Origin of the sequence: Streptomyces sp. NPDC017979, from assembly GCF_044328175.1 — a bacterium.
Taxonomy (GTDB): domain Bacteria; phylum Actinomycetota; class Actinomycetes; order Streptomycetales; family Streptomycetaceae; genus Streptomyces.
The window spans coordinates 480,300-498,520 of the sequence record NZ_JBIRGU010000003.1 but is presented as its reverse complement, the minus strand read 5'-3'; the positions used below and the strand labels follow the sequence as shown (position 1 = coordinate 498,520).

General features: G+C 73.6%; 18 protein-coding genes and 1 other RNA gene. 8 read left to right on the top strand and 11 right to left on the bottom strand.

Annotation, left to right across the window (positions count from 1 at the left end; genetic code table 11):
- Positions 1–6: 6 nt before the first annotated feature.
- From ACH4E8_RS11740 to rnpB, 3 genes are all read right to left on the bottom strand, one after another.
- Positions 7–1,773: an ABC transporter substrate-binding protein gene (locus ACH4E8_RS11740; RefSeq protein ID WP_398446826.1), complete on the bottom strand. Its 1,767-nt coding sequence runs from the start codon at positions 1,771–1,773 to the stop codon at positions 7–9.
- 92 nt (positions 1,774–1,865) lie between these two features.
- Positions 1,866–2,315 (bottom strand): DUF523 domain-containing protein, encoded by a 450-nt coding sequence (locus ACH4E8_RS11735; RefSeq protein WP_398446824.1) that lies wholly within the window; start codon positions 2,313–2,315, stop codon positions 1,866–1,868.
- Between the two features lie 101 nt (positions 2,316–2,416).
- Positions 2,417–2,824, bottom strand: an RNA gene (gene rnpB, locus ACH4E8_RS11730) — RNase P RNA component class A.
- A gap of 99 nt (positions 2,825–2,923) precedes the next feature.
- Here rnpB and ACH4E8_RS11725 point away from each other — a divergent pair.
- Entirely contained in the window at positions 2,924–3,685 is a 762-nt protein-coding gene (locus ACH4E8_RS11725) for a MerR family transcriptional regulator (RefSeq protein WP_398446822.1), read from the top strand.
- On the top strand, positions 3,682–4,587 hold the full coding sequence (locus ACH4E8_RS11720) for a hypothetical protein (RefSeq protein WP_398446821.1): 906 nt from the start codon (positions 3,682–3,684) through the stop codon (positions 4,585–4,587). Before ACH4E8_RS11725 ends, ACH4E8_RS11720 begins: the two co-directional genes overlap by 4 nt.
- Before the next feature lie 19 nt (positions 4,588–4,606).
- Here the strand turns inward: ACH4E8_RS11720 and ACH4E8_RS11715 are convergent, their stop codons facing one another.
- The gene (locus ACH4E8_RS11715; protein WP_398446819.1) at positions 4,607–6,070 is read right to left on the bottom strand and encodes an RNB domain-containing ribonuclease; all 1,464 of its coding nucleotides are present in this window, start codon (positions 6,068–6,070) and stop codon (positions 4,607–4,609) included.
- A 369-nt stretch (positions 6,071–6,439) separates the two neighbouring features.
- Between ACH4E8_RS11715 and ACH4E8_RS11710 the strand changes: the two genes are divergently transcribed.
- The 3 genes from ACH4E8_RS11710 to eda all read left to right on the top strand — a co-directional run bounded on the left by ACH4E8_RS11710 (position 6,440) and on the right by eda (position 8,716).
- The gene (locus tag ACH4E8_RS11710) at positions 6,440–6,730 is read left to right on the top strand and encodes a hypothetical protein (RefSeq protein WP_398446817.1); all 291 of its coding nucleotides are present in this window, start codon (positions 6,440–6,442) and stop codon (positions 6,728–6,730) included.
- Between the two features lie 476 nt (positions 6,731–7,206).
- Positions 7,207–8,007 (top strand): peroxide stress protein YaaA, encoded by an 801-nt coding sequence (gene yaaA / locus ACH4E8_RS11705; RefSeq protein ID WP_398446815.1) that lies wholly within the window; start codon positions 7,207–7,209, stop codon positions 8,005–8,007.
- Positions 8,008–8,086: 79 nt separating this feature from the next.
- The gene (gene eda, locus ACH4E8_RS11700) at positions 8,087–8,716 is read left to right on the top strand and encodes a bifunctional 4-hydroxy-2-oxoglutarate aldolase/2-dehydro-3-deoxy-phosphogluconate aldolase (RefSeq protein ID WP_398446814.1); all 630 of its coding nucleotides are present in this window, start codon (positions 8,087–8,089) and stop codon (positions 8,714–8,716) included.
- Between the two features lie 108 nt (positions 8,717–8,824).
- Here eda and ACH4E8_RS11695 read toward each other — a convergent pair whose 3' ends face one another.
- The 4 genes from ACH4E8_RS11695 to ACH4E8_RS11680 all read right to left on the bottom strand — a co-directional run bounded on the left by ACH4E8_RS11695 (position 8,825) and on the right by ACH4E8_RS11680 (position 12,858).
- Positions 8,825–10,093 carry a bifunctional RNase H/acid phosphatase gene (locus ACH4E8_RS11695; protein ID WP_398446813.1) on the bottom strand — a complete coding sequence of 423 codons (1,269 nt, stop codon included), beginning with the start codon at positions 10,091–10,093 and terminating at the stop codon, positions 8,825–8,827.
- Positions 10,093–10,836 carry a zinc ribbon domain-containing protein gene (locus tag ACH4E8_RS11690; protein WP_398447303.1) on the bottom strand — a complete coding sequence of 248 codons (744 nt, stop codon included), beginning with the start codon at positions 10,834–10,836 and terminating at the stop codon, positions 10,093–10,095. Before ACH4E8_RS11690 ends, ACH4E8_RS11695 begins: the two co-directional genes overlap by 1 nt.
- A complete protein-coding gene (locus ACH4E8_RS11685) occupies positions 10,833–11,672 on the bottom strand; it encodes a Nif3-like dinuclear metal center hexameric protein (protein WP_398446812.1) in 840 nt (279 codons plus the stop codon). Before ACH4E8_RS11685 ends, ACH4E8_RS11690 begins: the two co-directional genes overlap by 4 nt.
- Before the next feature lie 133 nt (positions 11,673–11,805).
- Positions 11,806–12,858 carry an ABC transporter substrate-binding protein gene (locus tag ACH4E8_RS11680; RefSeq protein WP_398446810.1) on the bottom strand — a complete coding sequence of 351 codons (1,053 nt, stop codon included), beginning with the start codon at positions 12,856–12,858 and terminating at the stop codon, positions 11,806–11,808.
- A 240-nt stretch (positions 12,859–13,098) separates the two neighbouring features.
- Between ACH4E8_RS11680 and ACH4E8_RS11675 the strand changes: the two genes are divergently transcribed.
- The 3 genes from ACH4E8_RS11675 to ACH4E8_RS11665 all read left to right on the top strand — a co-directional run bounded on the left by ACH4E8_RS11675 (position 13,099) and on the right by ACH4E8_RS11665 (position 15,106).
- Positions 13,099–14,229 (top strand): hypothetical protein, encoded by a 1,131-nt coding sequence (locus ACH4E8_RS11675; protein ID WP_398446808.1) that lies wholly within the window; start codon positions 13,099–13,101, stop codon positions 14,227–14,229.
- Between the two features lie 93 nt (positions 14,230–14,322).
- The gene (locus ACH4E8_RS11670) at positions 14,323–14,487 is read left to right on the top strand and encodes a hypothetical protein (protein WP_398446806.1); all 165 of its coding nucleotides are present in this window, start codon (positions 14,323–14,325) and stop codon (positions 14,485–14,487) included.
- Between the two features lie 157 nt (positions 14,488–14,644).
- On the top strand, positions 14,645–15,106 hold the full coding sequence (locus ACH4E8_RS11665; protein WP_398446805.1) for a hypothetical protein: 462 nt from the start codon (positions 14,645–14,647) through the stop codon (positions 15,104–15,106).
- Between the two features lie 47 nt (positions 15,107–15,153).
- Here ACH4E8_RS11665 and ACH4E8_RS11660 read toward each other — a convergent pair whose 3' ends face one another.
- The 3 genes from ACH4E8_RS11660 to ACH4E8_RS11650 all read right to left on the bottom strand — a co-directional run bounded on the left by ACH4E8_RS11660 (position 15,154) and on the right by ACH4E8_RS11650 (position 18,170).
- Positions 15,154–16,095 (bottom strand): 3-oxoacyl-ACP reductase, encoded by a 942-nt coding sequence (locus tag ACH4E8_RS11660; RefSeq protein WP_398446803.1) that lies wholly within the window; start codon positions 16,093–16,095, stop codon positions 15,154–15,156.
- Between the two features lie 68 nt (positions 16,096–16,163).
- The gene (locus ACH4E8_RS11655) at positions 16,164–17,243 is read right to left on the bottom strand and encodes a Zn-dependent alcohol dehydrogenase (RefSeq protein ID WP_398446801.1); all 1,080 of its coding nucleotides are present in this window, start codon (positions 17,241–17,243) and stop codon (positions 16,164–16,166) included.
- Between the two features lie 66 nt (positions 17,244–17,309).
- Positions 17,310–18,170, bottom strand: a complete 861-nt coding sequence (locus tag ACH4E8_RS11650; RefSeq protein ID WP_398446799.1) for a MaoC/PaaZ C-terminal domain-containing protein — start codon at positions 18,168–18,170, stop codon at positions 17,310–17,312.
- Between the last annotated feature and the right edge of the window lie 51 nt (positions 18,171–18,221).

The following is an 18,221-nucleotide window of genomic DNA, read 5'->3' as shown; positions in this document are numbered from 1 at the left end:
CGTGCCCTACGGTCCCGGCGTGACGGAAAGGATCTCCTGCCCGGCCCCCGACAGCCGGTAGGTCAACGTGGGCTGGGACAGGCTCTGGTCGACGGAGTCGTACGGATAACCGGTGACCGCCTGCCCGGCGTCCGCGAACAGGTACGTCCCGTTCACCCCGCGGTAGGCGGACTCCCGCAGGTGCCCGCCGATCGCCGCCGGGCTGAAGGAGCCCGTGATGGCGTGCGCCGCGTGCACCATCCGCACCTGGTCGTACGCGGCGCTCGCCTGGCTGCGCCCGGGTGCGGAGCCGTACGCGCGGGCGTACGCCTCGGTGAAGCGCCGCCCGAGCGGGTCGTCGGGCCGGCCGGTGACCGTCGACCAGATGACCTGCCCGCCGGGGTCGTGCGCGATGCGCCGGGCGAAGCCGGGCACCGACGGCGTGTAGATGTGGTACGTGAGCTGGCCGGGATGGTGGCGGGTGATCGCGTTTTGGAGTTCGGCCGCGGTCTCCACGGACAGGTGCGACAGCACGACGACGTCCGGCCGGCCGGCGAGCGCGTCCGCCACCAGGTCGTCGACGCGGTCCACGGTCAGGCCGACCCGGTGCGTCGAGGTGACCTCCCAGCCCACGGCCGCGACCCGGGTCTCGAAGGTGTCGTCGGTGACCGCGCAGCCGTAGCCGTCGAGTTCGACGACGGCGAGCCGGTGCCTGCGGTCGCCGCGGGAGGGGCAGCCGCCGAGGAACGACAGCAGCGCCGCCTGGTACGTCGGCTCGGAGGGGCAGGTCTGGAAGACGTGCCCGTACCGCCCCGGGTCCGCGCGCACGGCGGCCACGCTCCGCGTCCAGGTGTTGGTGTGCAGGAAGGTGCGGCCGAAGTCCGCGGCGAACTCGAAGACGGCGGGGCTCAGGGCGCTGGCGTAGCTGCTGGTGATGGCGTCCGGGTCGGCCTCTTCCAGCGCGGCGAGTCCGGCGCGCACCGAGGCGTCGTCGAGGGGGTCGATGTGCACGGTCACGTGCTCCACGGCGCGTCCGAGGTCGCTGCGGAGGGTGTTGACGTCGCTGGCGGCGAGCGCCGCGCCCTGCGCGGTCTCGCGCCCGTCGGCGGCGAAGGCCCCGCCGACGGCGATGGTGGCGATGCGCAGCGTCTCGCGGCGCCGGGGCCGGCTCGGGCGGTGCGCCCTGGCGGTGGCGCGCAGCCCGGCCGCGGCTGCGCCGCCGCTGTGGCGCTCGATGTCGAGGACGCGGATGCCGTTGGTGCCGTTGGTGCCGTCGGCATCCGGCTTCTGTTCGGCCCCGCCGGGGATCGGCAGCCGGATCAGGTCCCGGTCGACGGCGAGAGCGCCGGCGCCGGCCCGGGAGTCCTGTCCGAGCTTCTTCAGCAGCCGCTCGACCTGGGTGGTGACCGTACGGATGCTGGTCCCCAGCCGGCTGGAGATCTCCCGGTTCGACAGCCCGAGCGCCACCAGCGACACGATGTCGATCTCCCGGGCGGTCAACCCGCCCGGCGGCCCGTCGAGCGGGCTGAGCACGACCGCGACCTGCGCCTGCGCCCCGGGCCGCCGCTCCAGCGCGCAGCGGGCCCAGCGCCCGTCCTCGTACCAGAGGAACCGCGCGTCCGGCAGCCCGGCGACGACGAACCCGACGACGCGCCGCAGCAACTCCGGCCCGAGCGCGGCGGACGCCCCCGGAACGTACGGGCCGTCGCCGCCCTGGGCGACGCTGACCTCCCAGAGCTGGTCGACACCGCGGCCCGGGGCCGCGGCGGAACGGGGAGCGGGCAGTGACCGCACGCGATGCCTCCTTCGTCCGGCCGGCGCGAGAAACCTCGCAAAGCACAATAATCGGCAAATCGCACGCGTACCAGACCCTTCTGCCGCTCCTGTCACACCCCGGGCGCGGTCCGCACCTCGATCCCGTGCCGCCCCAGCAGCGCGGCGGTGACCCCGTCGCCTTCCGTGAGCTGCCCCGAGAACCCCCCGTCGTACACGACGCCCCGTCCGCACGACGGACTCCGCGGCATCAACAGCGCCTCCTCGCACCCGGCCCGCCGCGCCGCTTCCAGGGCCCGTCGAGCCCCCGCGACGAACGCCCCGGTGACGTCCCGCCCCGCGTCGTCCACGACCCGCGCCCGGCCGTCGAGCACCGCGTGCCCGTCACCCCCGACCAGCTCCGCGGGCCGCCGCGGCGTCTCCAACCCGCCCGCCACCTCCGGACAGAACGCCACCACGTCCCGCCCACCGATCGCCTCGACGACCTCGGGCGCGGCCTTGTCCCGCCCGTCGAACCGACAGGGCACCCCTTGCAGACACGCACTGACCAGGATCTTCGCCATGGGGCCAGGCTAGAGGGCGTCTTCGAAGTCCCACCTGCCCGGCGCATCGGGCACAAAGAAGGGCCCCTGCTCGGAGAGTGGGGCCCTTGGGAGCTGTGAGGCAGACGAGTCGGGCTGTACGCCGGGTTCTGTGCCCCGGGACCTCGCGGTCGTCGGGGCGACGGCCATCCATCTAGGACCGGCGTTGCCACCGGCCTCGTGCGGTCTACCCGCGGACTCGGGCGGGCAGCCCTCGAACGTCCGCGCAGGAACGCTTCCGCGTCCCCTTTTGACCTTGCTCCGGGTGGGGTTTACCGAGCCGCCTGGGTCACCCCAGGCGCTGGTGGTCTCTTACACCACCGTTTCACCCTTACCGGGGTCCGTACGGATACGGTCCCCGGCGGTCTGTTTTCTGTGGCACTGTCCCGCGGGTCACCCCGGGTGGCCGTTAGCCACCACCCTGCCCTGTGGAGCCCGGACGTTCCTCGGGAAGCCCCGAAAGGGCTTCACGCGGCCGTCCGCCCGGCTCGTCTGCCGTGTCGACCATGCTACCCGCCCGGAGGCCGGCCCCGGCGCGCCGGGCGCCCGCGCTTGACCTTGCCGCAACGTCATCGTTTCCACTGGAGAGCATGAGGATCGGAGAGCTCGCAGCGCTCGTCGGGGTCACCCCGCGCACCGTACGCCACTACCACCACCTCGGGCTGCTCCCGGAGCCGGAGCGACTGCCGAACGGCTACCGCAGCTACGGGCTCCAGCACGCCGTCACGTTGGCGCGGATCCGACGGCTGACGGAGCTGGGGCTCGGGCTCGCGGAGGTGCGGGACGTGCTCGCGGACGACGCCGGGCACGAGCTGGTGGAGGTGCTGGAGGAGCTGGACGCGGACCTCGCGCGCCAGCAGGAGGCGATCGCGCGGCAGCGGGGCAAGCTGGGCGAGCTGATCGCCCGGGCCCGCGCGGGCACGCTGCCCGTCGAGGGGCCCGTCTCGCCGGAGCTGGCCGGGCTGTGGGGGGCCTTCGCGCCCACCGACTCCGCCATCGCCGCGAAGGACCGGGAGCACCTGGCGCTGCTGGACGCGGTCATGGACCCCGCCGAACGCGGGCCGCTCTTCGACGCGCTGCGCCCGCTCGCCGAAGGCGGGACGAACTCCCGGGTGCACGCCCTGTACGAGCAGTTGGACGAGTTGGCGGACGCCGCGCGGGACGACCCGCGCGTGGCGCCCCTCGCCGTGGAGCTGGCCGCCTGCATGCCCGATGAACTCGTCGCGATGATGGGCGACCAGCCGCTGGAGGACAACGGTCTGGCGGAGGTCCTGTTCGCCGACTTCTCCCCCGCCCAGGCCGAGGTCGTACGACAGATGGTGGCCGCGTTGATCGCACGGAGGGCGTCATGAAGCACGTCGTGAAGGGGGATGCGGTGATGACGGGAGGCGCGGTGGTCACGGGGGACACGATGACGGAGCGCGGGATGAAGACGCGCGTCCTGCTGTGGACGCTGCTCCCCGTCGAGCTGGGCGTCCTGGCCGCGGCGCTGGCCGGCGTCGCGGTCGCCCCCGCGGCGCTCGCCGGCTTCGTCGCGCTGCTGCTGGGCACCACAGCGGTGGAGTCCGCCCTGTTCGTACGGCTGTACGCCCGGGCCCGGCTCGACGGTGCGGCGCCCCGCCCTGCGCTGCGAACGGCGGCCGGTCGGCTCGTACCGCGGGTGGTGCGACGGCTGACGCTGCACGAGGTCCGCTCGGTGCACAGCATCTGGCTGTGGGTGCGCCGGCGTCGACACGGGGTGGGCGCGGACGACCACGCGGCCGGTTACAACTCCGCGCAGGCCGCGATGATGTGGTCCTGGGTCGGGCTCTCGGTCGTCGAGACGGTGGCGCTCGCCTGGCTGATCCCGTGGCCGCTGGTGCATGCGATCACGCTGTACCTGGGCCTGTACGGGATGGTCGTCATGGTCGGCATCCTGGCGGCGTGCGTGGCCCGGCCGCACGTGGTGGGCGCGGACGGTTCGCTGCGGCTGCGCTACGGCGCCCTGTTCGACCTGTGGATCCCGGCCGAGGACATCGTGCGCGTACGGCTGGACCGACGGTTCCCGGACGCACAGGCGATCACGCCGCGCGCGGACGGCTCGCTGGACCTGGTCGTGGGGGGTCAGACGACGCTCTCGGTGGAGCTTGCGGCGCCGATCCCGTACGCACGGCCGTTGGGGAAGACCGGCACGGCGCACACGATCCGGTTCCACGCGGACGATCCGCAGTCGCTGCTGGCGGCGCTGAAGAAGGCGGAGCGCGCGACGGGTTGAGCCGGGCCCTCCGGGCGGGTCAGACCGCGGTGAAGAGGACCCTCGCCGTGCCGGGGCGGGCCCCAGGATCCGCCCTGGTGAGCCGTACCCGCAGGGGTTCGCCCAGCGGCAGCGCCCCCGCGCGGGTGCCGTCCGCCGTGACCCGGGCCACCACGGCCGGGTCGCGCAGTTGGACCGTGCCGGTCGCCGGGTCGTCGTCCCGTACGTCGATCACCTGACCGTCGAAGACCTCGCCGACCCGCCCGTTCAACAGCGCCGCCTCGACGAGGTCGACGGACTCCCGCTCCACCGCCGCCGCGCGGCGGGCGCCCCCGGCCATCTCGGCCGGCAGGTCGTCCAGCGCCGTGAGCACCCACTCGGGCACCCCGCTCCCCGCGCAGGCCGCGACGCACAACTCCCCCGCGTAGCGGTCGACGAGCCGGCGCAGGGGCGCGGTGCAGTGGGTGTAGGCGTGGGCGACGGCCGCGTGGACGGCCGGGTCGGGCAGCCGACCTCCGGTGAAGACGTGGTAGCCGGCGCCGCGCAGGAGGGCGGTGCACTCCTGGAGAAAGGCGGCGTCGCGGGGGTCGTGCGGATCGAGGGAGCGGACGAGGTCGGCGTACGAGACGTGGTGCGGCCAGTCGATGCGCAGGGCCCGCGCGGTCAGCCGCAGCCGGGCGACCGCGCCGACGGGGGCGGTCGGCAGCGTGCGCAGGACGCCGGTGCCGGCCGCGGCCATGAGGTCGGCCGCGGCCATGTTGGTGAGCAGGGAGAGCTGTGCGTTCCAGCCCTCCACGGGCAGTGGCACCCGGTACGCGAGTGCGTAGCCGCCGTCGCTCCTGGAGATCTCCTGCTCGGGGACGCTGAGGGAGATGCCGCCGCGTTCGCGCTCCAGCGCCTCGCGCAGCAGCCCGACGTCCTGGAGCAGGGCGAGGGGTTCCTCGGCGGTTCCGTCGTCGATGCGCCGCTGGGCCGTGGCGTGGTCGAGCGCGGCGCGGCTGCGCACCAGGGCGCGGCGGACGTCGACGGAGGCGGTGCGGCCTTCGGCGTCGAGGTCGATCCGCCACAGCAGCGCGGGCACGGCGCGGTCGGGGAGGAGGCTGGCGGCGGCTTCGGAGAGGGCGGGCGGGTGCAGGGGGACGGTGCCGTCGGGGAAGTACAGCGTCTGCACGCGGCGGTGGGCTTCGGAGTCGACGGTGCCGCCGGGCGGGACGAAGGCGGCGACGTCGGCGATGGCGTAGTGGACGCGGTAGCCGCCGCCTTCCCTGCGGGCCAGGTGGACGGCCTGGTCGAGGTCGCGCGATCCGGGCGGGTCGACGGTGAAGAGGGGGAGGTGCGTGGCGTCGTCGTCGGGGAGCCGGGGCGCGGCGGCGGTGCGGGCGGCTTCGGCGAGCACGGCGGTCGGGAAGTCGGTCGGAACGCCGAGTTCGGAGCGGAGGTCGCGGAGCGCGCCGCGCAGCGCCTCGGCGGCTGCGCCGGTGGTCTGCATCACGCGGCGGGGCATGGGTCGAGCGTATGGCGGACGGGGCGGGGTCGCGCGGTGAGAACGGGCCGCCGGGCGGGGCGGCGGACGGGGCAGGGTGACCGGGCGGCGGGCGGGGCAGCGGGGCGGACGGGGGCGAGGCAGCGGGACGGCGGGGGCGGGACGACGGGGGCGGGACGACGGGGGCGGGATGGCGACAGTACGCCAGTGGGGTTTGGGCGGGGTGCGGTGCGGCTGCCTGCGCGTTCGTCGAGGAGGGCAGGGGCGCAGCCCTGCGTTCACCCTTGCGAGTGACTGTGGGTGGCGACTTGCGTACCTAACGTTGAAGGCGCACAGGGGGGTCGGTGCTGTCGAGCCCCCGTGGTCCTGGAGTTCACCGGAGGTATCGCCATGCGCCGTCTCGCCAGCACGCTCGGAGTCCTCGCCGCCGCCGCGACGCTCGCGGTCGCCGTCCCCCAGTCCGCGTACGCCGCCAACGGCGACCTGATTCTCAACGGTGTGGTGCACCACGACCCCAGCGGCTGTTTCGACAGCACGCGCAGACCGCTCTTCGTCGACAACAGGACGGGCGAGTACGTCTTCGTGTTCAGCAGCGGCGGCTGCACGGGCCGGGTGATCGACGTGGTCCCACCGAACGAACGGGCGGTGTCGGAGTTCGGCACGAGCGTGTACGTCCGCTGACGCGCCGACGTCGCGGACGGGCCCGACTCGACGTTGGCGCGACGGCGCGAAGGTGCGTCGTCGCACGCGGGGAGTGCCTTACGGGCCGGGCGCCGGATCCGTCCCGCCTGCCCGTCTGACCGACCCCGCCCCTTCACTGCCCCGCAACCTCCTCTCCCGCTCTCCCGCTCGCCCCTCGCCCCTCGCCCCTCGCCCCTCGCCCGTGATCGTCCGACCGCCCCACCGGATCGGACCGCTCCGGGCCGGGCCGGCCGCCCGGGCCACGCGGGCCCATCCGTTGCACCCCGATCCACCGAGCCACCTCCGCCGGCTTCCAGCCGCAGCCGGACTGGTCGGCGGCCCGTGCCGTCGACCGCCTCGGGACCGGGCCGCCCGTACTCCTCCCCGGGCGGCCCGGTCACCCCGGGGGCGTACGCTGACGCGGGGTCCACTCCCGGCCCCTCCCCTTCCCGTCAGTGCCCGTGAGGAGATCGTTCGTGCTCGTGCTGTTGCCGCCGTCGGAAGGTAAGGCCGCTTCCGGGCGGGGCGCCCCGCTGAAGCCCGATTCGCTGTCGCTTCCCGGGCTCGCCGAGGCGCGCGCCGCCGTGCTGGACGAGTTGGTGGAGCTGTGCGCCGCGGACGAGGCGAAGGCGGCGCAGGTGCTGGGGCTGAGCGAGGGCCTGCGCGGCGAGGTCACGAAGAACGCGGCGCTGCGCACCGCCGGCGCCCGCCCCGCCGGGGAGGTCTACACCGGCGTGCTGTACGACGCGCTGGGCCTGGCGACCCTGGACGCCGCGGCCCGACGTCGGGCGCGCGCCTCGCTGTTGGTGTTCTCCGGGCTGTGGGGTGCGGTGCGGGTGGGCGACCGCATCCCGTCGTACCGCTGCTCGATGGGGGTGAAGCTGCCCGGGCTCGGCGCGCTGGGCGCGCACTGGCGCAAGCCGATGGAAGAGGCGCTGCCGGAGGCCGCGGGCGGCGGGTTGGTGCTGGATCTGCGGTCGTCCGCGTACGCCTCGGCGTGGAAGCCGAAGGGCGAGGTCGCAGGGCGTACGGCGACTGTGCGGGTGCTGCACTCCCAGTTGGTGGACGGCGTCGAGAAGCGCTCCGTCGTCAGCCACTTCAACAAGGCGACGAAGGGCCGGATCGTACGGGACCTGCTGGTCGCGGGCGCCCGTCCGAAGGGGCCCGGCCAGTTGGTCGAGGCGCTGCGGGACCTGGGGCACGCGGTCGAGGTGGAGCCGCCGACGCGTGCCGGTCGGCCCTGGTCGCTCGACGTGGTGGTCACCGAGATCCACTGACCGTCGCACCACCCACCCACATATTGCACCATGCGCAACGCTCGTTGCGCATGGTGTGCACCGCCGGCAGGATGAGGCCATGACCTCCGTTTTGGACCTCGCGCCCGTGATCCCCGTCGTCGTCATCGAGGACGCCGCAGACGCCGTGCCGCTCGCACGCGCCCTCGTCGCGGGCGGGCTGCCCGCGATCGAGGTCACGCTGCGGACGCCGGCGGCCCTGGACGCCATCCGCGCCATCGCGGCCGAGGTTCCCGAAGCCACGGTCGGCGCGGGGACGGTGATCTCCACGGCGAACGTGGCCGCGGCGGTCTCCGCCGGGTCGCGCTTCTTGGTGAGCCCGGGATGGACCGAGCAGCTACTGGAGTCGATGAAGGACTCGGGTCAGCCCTTCCTCCCCGGGGTCTCCACGGTGTCCGAGGTCGTGAACCTGCTGGAGCGCGGGGTCAGCGAGATGAAGTTCTTCCCCGCGGAGGCCGCCGGTGGCACCGCGTATCTGAAGTCCCTCGCCGGCCCGCTCCCCCAGGCCCGCTTCTGCCCGACCGGCGGCATCTCCCGGATGTCCGCACCCGCCTACCTCGCCCTGCCCAACGTCGGCTGCGTCGGCGGCACCTGGATGCTCCCGCCGGACGCCATCGCCACCAAGAACTGGTCCCGCATCGAGTCCCTGGCAGCGGAGGCATCCACCCTGACGGCCCCTGCGACTGCCTGACCTCCCTCGGGACCCGCCCGCAAGGTCCCCTTGGGCCTGGCACACGAGAACGCCCTGCGACCGAGCACGATCGCAGGGCGTTTCAGCGGCGGGCCGGTGCCGAAAGGGCTACGACCGCAGATGCGCGGTGTCGTTCAGCAACCGCACCGACGCATTGCCGTCGGCGTAGTACGCCACCGCCGACAGGGACGCCGCGGACAGCTCCATCCGGAACAGGGACTCCGGAGGGGCGCCGAGCGCCAGTCGGACCAGGGTCTTGACCGGGGTGACGTGGGTGACGAGCAGCACCGTGCGGCCCGGCGAGGCGGCGAGGAGCCGGTCCCGGGCCGCGGTCACCCTGCGGGCGACCGTCGCGAAGCTCTCCCCGCCGCCGGTCGGTGCCGCCTTCGTCGACGCGAGCCAGGCCGCGAGGTCGTCCGGGTGGCGCTCCTGGACCTCTCCGAAGGTCAGGCCCTCCCAGGCGCCGAAGTCCGTTTCCCGTAGGCCCTTTTCGACGCGGACATCGAGGCCGAGCCGGTCCGCCACGGCGGCGGCCGTCTGCCGGCAGCGCTGCAGCGGGGAGGTGACGATCTCCTGGATCGTGCCGCGCGCGGCCAGCGCCGCGGCGACCGCTTCGGCCTGCCGGAGCCCGGCCGCGGAGAGCTCCGGGTCGCTGCCGCCGCTGCCGGAGAAGCGCTTCTCCGGGGTGAGGGCGGTCTCGCCGTGCCGCAGTAGGACGAAGGTGGTGGGCGCGCCGAGGTCGGCGGAGGCCCCCCAGCCGACGGCCGGTGTCGCGGTGACGGCTGTGGTGCCGGCGTCCACCACGGCGGCAGGCGCCGACGCCGACGCCGACGCGGGCCTGCCGCCGGCGAGCGCCGCGCGGGCCTTGGCCGCACCCGCCGTCGCGTCGCCGACGACCCGGGTCTCGTCCTCCTGCGCGGGCCGGCCTGCGCCCCCCGCCGCGGAGGTCGACGCCTCCCACTGCTCGCCGCGGCGCCCGGCGTCCATCGCTTCGTTGGCGAGCCGGTCCGCGTGCTTGTTCTTCTCGCGGGGGATCCACTGGTACGTCACGGCGGACGGCGGGAAGACGCCCCGGGCTTCGGCGGCCAACGGCTTCATGTCCGGGTGCTTGATCTTCCAGCGGCCCGACATCTGCTCGACGACCAGCTTGGAGTCCATCCGGACGCGGATCGTGGCGTCGGGCGCGATCGCGTACGCGGCGCGCAGCCCGGCGATCAGGCCCTTGTACTCGGCGACGTTGTTCGTCGCGACGCCGATGTACTCGGCGGTCTCCGCCAGGGTCTCGCCGGTGGCGGCGTCGATCACCGCCGCGCCGTACCCGGCCGGGCCCGGGTTGCCCCGGGACCCGCCGTCCGCCTCGACGACGAACGTGGGCATCAGAGGCCGGACTCGGCGGTGCGGACCAGGATGCGGCGGCAGTTCTCGCAGCGCAGCACCTTGTCGGCGGCGGCGGAGCGCACGTCGTTCAGTTCGGTGATGTTGAGCTCCAGGCGGCAGCCCTCGCAGCGGCGCTGGTAGAGCCGGGCGGCGCCCACCCCGCCCTGCTGGACGCGGAGCTTCTCGTACAGGGCGAGGAGGTCGGCGGGGACGGCGGCGGAGACGGCGGCGCGCTCCTTGGTGACCGTCGCGGCCTCGGCGTCCAGTTCCTGGGTGGCGGCGTCGCGGCGGGCGGTCGCGTCGTCGACCTTCGCCTGCACGGAGGCGACGCGGTCGGTCAGCTCGGCGACGCGCTCCTGGATGGACTCGCGGCGCTCCATCACGTCGAGGACGACGTCCTCCAGGTCGCCCTGGCGCTTGGCGAGGGAGACGATCTCCCGCTGGAGGTTCTCCAGGTCCTTGGGCGAGGTGATCGCACCGGAGTCCAGGCGCTGCTGGTCGCGCACCGCGCGCTGGCGGACCTGGTCGACGTCCTGCTCCGCCTTGGTCTGCTCGCGCGCGGTGTCGCTCTCTTCGGTCTGTGCGGCCACCAGCAGGTCGCGCAGCTGGGTGAGGTCCTTGGTCAGCGAGTCGATCTCGGCGTGCTCGGGCAGGGACTTGCGCTTGTGGGCGAGCTGGGACAGCCGAACGTCAAGTGCCTGGACGTCGAGGAGTCGGATCTGGTCGGCGGGCGCGGCGTTCAGTTGGGGGCTCCAGGAGAAGAGGTATGGGATGACCAGGGATCGGTGACCGTGGCCGAGACGTGGACGCGCAGGCCCCAGCCGTGCCGGTCGGAAATCTCGTCGAGCTGGGCGGCCGCCTGCTCGCACCAGGGCCACTCGGTGGCCCAGTGCGCGGCGTCCACCAGGCCGAGCGGGGAGTGCTGGGTGGCTTCGGAGGCGGGGTGGTGGCGCAGGTCGGCGGTGAGGAAGGCGTCCACTCCGGCGGCGCGCACGGCTTCGAAGAGGCTGTCGCCCGAGCCGCCGCTGACCGCGACCCGGCGCACCGGGGCCTCGGGGTCGCCGGCGAGCCGGATGCCCTGGGCGGTGGCCGGCAGCCGCTTGGCGGCGCGCTCGGCGAACGCGGCCAGCGTCTCGGGGTGATCGAGCTCGCAGATCCGGCCGAGCCCACGGCGCCCCGCGGGGTCCGTGGCGTCCGGCACGAGGGGGCCGACGACCCTGAGGTCGAGCGCGCCCGCGAGGGCGTCGGACACTCCGGGGTCGGCGCTGTCGGCGTTGGTGTGCGCGACGTGCAGGGCGACGTCGTGCTTGATCAGGGTGTGCACGACGCGGCCCTTGAAGTGGCCGGCGGCGACCGTCGTGGTGCCCCGCAGATAGAGCGGGTGGTGGGTGACGACGAGCTGGGCGCCGAGGGCGATCGCCTCGTCGGCGATCTCCTGGACGGGGTCGACGGCGAAGAGGACGCGCTCCACCTCGGCGTCGGGATCGCCGCAGACGGTGCCCACGGCGTCCCACTGCTCGGCCCGGGCGGGGGGCCACAGGGCGTCGAGCGCGGCGATGACTTCGGATAGACGGGGCACGGGACACAGGTTACCCGCGCCCCGCGCTCGACCGTCCTGCCCTGTCCACAAGCGTGAGCCGATCATCACACCAACCCGTGAGCAGGGCCTTCGCCGCCGGACGTCGGCGCCGCCCGACCGGGCAGCCCGCGCGCTACTTGACCAGGAAGCCGCGCAGGTCGTCCAGGACCTCCTCGGCCGCGGTCACGCCGAGCCCGAGGTACCAGGTCTCGTCCGCGACGTCCTTGGCCTGGCCGGCCTTCACCGCCTCCAGGTTCTTCCACAGCGGGTTGCCGAGGGCGGTGTCGCGCTTGGTCGCCTTGGGGTCCCCGTAGACGCCGGTGAAGATCCAGTCCGCATCGGCCGAGTCGATCTTCTCCGGGCTGATCTCCACGGCGAGGTCGTTCACCTGCTGGTTGGCGGGGCGGGGCAGCCCGGCGTCCTTGAGGATCGTGCCGATGAACGACGCCTGGGCGTACAGCCGGATCTTGCCGGGCATGTAGCGGACCATGGAGATCGTCGGCTTGTCGGCGCCGACGTCGGAGCCGAGCTGCTTGGCCTTCGCCTCGTACGCGGCCAGCTTCTCCTTCGCCTGCGCCGTCTTGTCCAGCGCGGCGGCGTTCAGGAGGTAGTTCTCCTTCCAGGTGAAGCCGGGCCGGATGGAGAAGACGGTCGGAGCGATGCTGGACAGCTCCTTGTACTTGTCGGCGGCGCGCAGCTGACTGCCGAGGATCAGATCGGGCTTGAGCGCCGCGATCGCCTCCAGGTTGAGACTGTTGATCGTGCCGACGCTCTTGGGGCTGCCGGCCGCCTCCTTGAGGTAGCCGGGGATGCCGTCGTCGCCTTCGGTGGGCGCGTAGCCGACGGGCTGCACGCCGAGGGACGCGACGTTGTCCAGCTCGCCGACGTCGAGGACGACCACGCGCTTGGGCGCCGATTCGAGCTTCGTCTTGCCCATGGCGTGGGTGACGGTGCGCGGGAACTGACCCGGCGCCGCGTCGGTGCCCATCGCCGCGGTCTTCGCCGAGGCGTCCCCGAAGTCCTTGCCGCCCTGCGCCACGGACTTCTTGCCGTCCCCGCCGACCTTGGCGGAGTCGGCCGCACCGGACGAACCCTTGTCCCCGTCGTCACCGCTTCCGCAGGCGGTGAGGGTGAGCGCGGCGGCGAGGAGTGCGGCTACGGCGGCGCCGCGGCGACGAAGGGACATGGCGGGCTCCAGATCAAGGAAGTGACGCGTCGAGGAGGTGCAGCGATCAAGTTAGGAATGCCTTACCTCAGTACCTTAAGCACCACACGCCCCAGGCACACCACCACCCCCTCCCCAGCACGGCACGCCCGCCCCTTCGGGGATATCCCCCACCCACCACCCATATGTGTGAAGTGGGGTGTCCCGCGTTGTTCGGCAGGAAGTACGAAACCTAGCGTCATGACCGGAGGTGACGCCTTGATGACAGTCCGTGCCACCGTGAGGGCGACGGCGGGGTTCGCGATCTCCGCGGACGGCGCGTACGCGGCCCGGCTCGCGGGCGAGGGCGAGGCCCTGTTCCCCGAGCGCTGGACGCTCGACGGGCCCGAGCCGTACGCCGTACCCCTGCCGCTGCACCAGCCCGAGGAGCCCGACACGGAGCTCCTTCCGCTCGCCGACGGGCGGGTCCTGGTGCACCGGCGGGCGGGCGGGCGGCAGTTCTTCTCGCTGCTGTACCCGACCGGCCCCGGCACCGGCGAACTGCCCCTCGGCGGCATCGAGTCGACCCCGGCCGGACCCGTGCGGCTGCTGCCGCCGGCGCCCGACGGCCGACGGGCGTACGCCATCGCCCCCGGCGCGTACTCGACCGCGATCTGGCTGGTGGCCGGCGGCGCCTTCGGGCCCGAGCGCGTCGCCGAGGTGCCGGGGCGCTGCTCGGGCGGCGTCTGGCTGGACCGTACGGGGCAACTGCTCGGGCTCGACCGGCAGTCGGACGGCGGCCCGACGAAGGCGGTCGCCGTGGACCTGGCGCGCGCCGGCGAGGTCTCGCCGCTGCTCCAGATCGCCGAGGACAGCGACGACCGGCTGTTGTCGGCCGCGCCCGACAGCGGGCTCCTCGTGGTCCGGTCGAACGCGCCGGGCGAGGACCGCATCGGCTGGGGCGTGCTCGGCGGGTCGCGCCCGGTCCGCTTCCCCGACTGCCTGCGGCTGCCCGACCGCACGGTCACGCCCTTCGCCGTGCAGCCGGGGCACGTCCTGCTGCCGGAGAGCTGCGCGGTGGCGTTCCGCGTCGACGGTGGCGAGGGCAGTTGGCTAGGGGTGTGGCGGCCGTCCGGTCGACAGTTGCACCAACGGGCCGCTCCTGCCGGTTGGTTCGCGGGTGCGGGCCGCTGGAGCGAGGCGGGCGCACTGCACGTGCCGTACGCGAACGGGGCAGTGCCCTGCGGCGTCGCGGTGTTCGACCCGCCCGACGACCTGCCCGTCGAACCGCCCCCGGCTCCGCCCCGGGGGGCGACCGACAGTCCCGCGGCGCCCGCTCCGGCCCGCCCCGCGGCGTGCCGCCCGGTCCCGTTGCAGCAGGCGCCCCTCGGGGGCCGTACGTTGGCTGGCTAAACTCTCCGACCTGCGCGTGGCCATGTGATCGCCAATGTTCGGCGGTGGGCCGCGAAGACCACAGCAAGCCAACACGACGGGGAAGTTACCGCCATGTCTGAGACCCGAACCGACCCGCCCCAGACCGTTCAGGAGGACGGTGTCGCCGCGTCCGGGGCGCCGGCTGGCGATGGCGCCGGCAAGCACCGCGGTCGGGCGGCGGCCGAAGAGGCGGCCGGCGAACCGCACGGCAAGCACCGCCGGCCCGGGGCGGAGTGACACGACGTCCTGACGCCGGTCCGCCCCTGGTACGGGCCGACTGACGGCGGCTCGAAGGACGTCGGACCGGCGAGGGGGCCGTGAGCGGCGCCGCCCGTACGCACCGGATGGGTTCCGGACCGCGGACGGCGCGGCGCCGCGTCGTATTGTTGGCCGAATGCACTCCCAGCCGCCCGCCGATCCCCCGGCCCCGCAGCCGAACCCGCCGGTCCCGACCCCGCAGCCGTCGAGCCGCCGGATCAACCCCCTGGTCGGCGCCCTGCTCGTCGGCCTTCTGCTCGGCGGCGGAGGCGTCGGGGCCGTGTGGGCCCTGAGCGATGACGACAACGGCTCGACGAAGGAGCCGAGCGGTGCGTCCGACGCCCGCGCCGGCTGCCAGGCGCTCGCCGGGTTCAAGGAGTCCCTCTGGCTGGATCAGGGGAGCGCGGGTGACGTCCACCGCAACCGTTTCGCCGCGGCGGGCTCCCTCACTGCGTCTGCCGCTGCCGTCGACCCCTCGTACGAGGAACTCGCCGAGGCCCTGCGCCGTGCGCAACAGCGTCACATGCAGGTCTTCGAGTTCGACGACGAGACAAAGAAGGATCTGGCGAAGGCGCGCGAGCAATGTAAGGAGCTGTGACACCGGCCCGGCTCTTTAGATTGGCCGCGACGTCAAACCCGGATTCGTCACCGCTTTTTCAGACCCAGCACCTCCGTCGCCGCGAAGGTCTCGGCCGGCGGCCGCGCCGCGTAGTACGGCGTCAGGAGCGCGTCGAGTTCGTCGTGGCTGAAGCTCTCCTTCTCCGTGTCGAACTGCGCGACGACCGGTGGGTGCGCCACGACGGCGACCATGCCGCCGTGGACGACGAACAGTTGGCCGTTGACGCCCGCGGCGGCGGGCGCGGCGAGATAGCCGACCAGGGGCGCGACGTGCTCGGGCGACAGCGGGTCGAGCACGCCGTCCGCCGGCTCTTGGAACCCGGCGAAGACGTCCTCGGTCATCCGGGTGCGGGCGCGGGGGCAGATCGCGTTGGCGGTGACGCCGTACCGGGCGAGCGCGCTCGCCGTGGACGTGGTCAGGCCGACGATGCCGCCCTTCGCCGCCGCGTAGTTCGGCTGGCCGGCCGAGCCCGCGAGGAACGCCTCCGACGAGGTGTTCACGATCCGGCCGTGGACCGGCCCGCCCGTCGCCTTGGACCGCTCGCGCCAATGCGCGGAGGCGAAACGGGTGGTGTTGAAGTGCCCTTTGAGGTGGACGCGGATCACCGAGTCCCACTCGTCCTCCGTCATCGAGAAGACCATCCGGTCGCGCAGGATGCCCGCGTTGTTGACGAGGACGTCGAGCTTTCCGTACGTGGTGACGGCGAGCGCGACCAGGTCGCGGGCGGCGGCGAAGTCGGCGACGTCGCCGTGGTGGGCGACGGCCGCGCCGCCGGCCGCCCGGATCTCCTCGGCGACCTCCTGCGCCGGGGTGGCCGACGCCCCGCCCGTACCGTCCCGCCCGGGCTGTCCGTAGTCGTTGACGACGACGCTCGCGCCGAGGCTGGCCAGTTCGAGGGCTTCCGCGCGGCCGAGGCCGCGGCCCGCGCCGGTGACGATCGCGGACAGTCCGTCCAGTGGCAGGGACATCAGGTCTGCTTCCTCTCGGTCCATCCGGCTGCCGTACTAGGGAGTGTCGCCTTCCGCTACGGACCCGGTCAGCCGATCTCTATGCAGGTGCGCAGCGCTTCTCCGGTCCGCATCTGCTCCAGGGCGTCGTTGATCTCCACCAGCGGAACCCGGTGCGTGATCATCGCCTCCAGGTCGATCCGGCCGGCGCGCCAGAGCGCTATGGCCCGCTCGTAGGAGGCCAGCACGTCCCCGCCGCCGTACATGGAGGGCAGGATGCGCTTCTCGTCGAAGAACAGCTCGAACATGTTCAGTTGGAGGAAGTCGTCCATCGCGCCGGCCCCGACGACGCAGAGCGTGCCGCCGCGCCGGGTGGTCTCGTACGCCGTGCGGGCGGTGGCCGACTTCCCGACGACCTCGAAGACGTAGTCGAAGCCCTCGCCGCCGGTGATGCGCTGTTTGGCGTCGCCGAGTTCCTCCGGGGACACGGCTTCGGTGGCGCCGAACCGCAGCGCACCCTCGCGGCGGGACGCGACGGGGTCGACGGCGACGATCCGGGCCGCGCCCTTGAGCCGTGCGCCCTGGATCGCGGATATGCCGACGCCCCCGCAGCCGATGACGGCGACGGACGCCCCGGCCCGGACGTCGGCGGTGTTGACCGCGGCGCCGAGTCCGGTGGTGACGCCGCAGCCGATGAGCGCGGCGATGTCGTACGGCACGTGGTCGGGGATCGGGACGGCGCTGCCGGCGCCGATGACGACCTCCTCGGCGAAGGTGCCGGTGCCGGCGAAGCCGAAGATGTCGCCGTTCGGGCGCTTGAAGTTGGGGACGCCGGCGTTCATGAAGCCGGCGAGGCACAGTTGGGTCTGGCCGCGCTTGCAGGACGGACAACTCCCGCACGGCGGCATCCAGCAGATCAGCACCCGGTCGCCCGGGGAGACGTGGGTGACTCCTTCGCCGACGTCGACGACCTCGCCGGCGCCCTCGTGGCCGGGCACGAACGGCGCGGGCTGCGGCAGCACGCCGTTCATCGCGGAAACGTCGGAGTGGCACAGGCCGGTGGCCCTGACACGGACCCTGACCTTGCCGGGGCCGAAGCCCACGGCCTCCACGTCGTCGAGGACTTCGAGCTTCTCCTGTCCGGTCTCGTGCAGTACGGCTGCGCGCACGGTGCGGCTCCTCTCGGAGAGGCGGTTCGTTGAGGGGTGGCGGATCAGGGTTGCAGGGGTGACGGATCAGGTGTGCTCGACGACGGTGTCCGCGAGGACGGGGGCGCCGTCCCGCTCGACGGCCGTGACCGCGACCTGCACCCGGCCGTCGCTCCCGGCCGACCACATCCGGATGCGCAGGGTCTCGCCGGGGAAGATGACGCCGGCGAAGCGGGCGGTGTAGGAGCGGACGCGGGCGACGTCGCCGTCGAGGAGGGTGTCGACGACCGCTTTGAGGGTCATGCCGTACGAGCACAGGCCGTGCAGGATGGGCCGGTCGAAGCCGGCGCGCGCGGCGAACTGGGGGTCGGCGTGCAGCGGGTTGAGGTCGCCGGAGAGCCGGTACAGCAGCGCCTGGTCCTCGCGTACGTGCTGGTCGACGGTCTTGTCCGGGTCGCGGGCGGGAGGTTCGGAACGGGTGGACGGGCCGCGCTCGCCACCGAAGCCGCCCTCGCCGCGGACGAAGATCTGGGACTCGTTCGTCCACAGCGGACCGTCGGTGTCGGCGGCTTCGGTGCGCAGGACGAGGACGGCCGCCTTGCCCTTGTCGTGGACGGCGGCCACCCGCGTGGTCGAGGTGGCTGCGCCGACGGGCGGGATGGGGCGGTGGACGCGGACCGTCTGGCCGCCGTGGAGTACGGAGGTGAGGTCGATGTCGAGGCCGGGGCCGGTGAGTCCGCCGGCGATGCCCCTGCCGGCGCCTGCGACGGTGGCGAAGCTGGGCAGGACGTGGAGCCGGGATTCGAGGGTGTAGCGCAGTTCGTCGGGGTCGGTGGCGGGTGTGCCGGCGCCGATTCCGAGGTGGTAGAGCTGGACGTCCTTGTGGTTCCAGCTGATGTCGGCGCTGCGGGGGTCGGCGGCGACGGCCCTGGCGGGATCGATGGGCATGAGGCTGCTGCTCCCTTGCTGTCCCTGAAATTCCCTGCTGGCTCGCTGCTC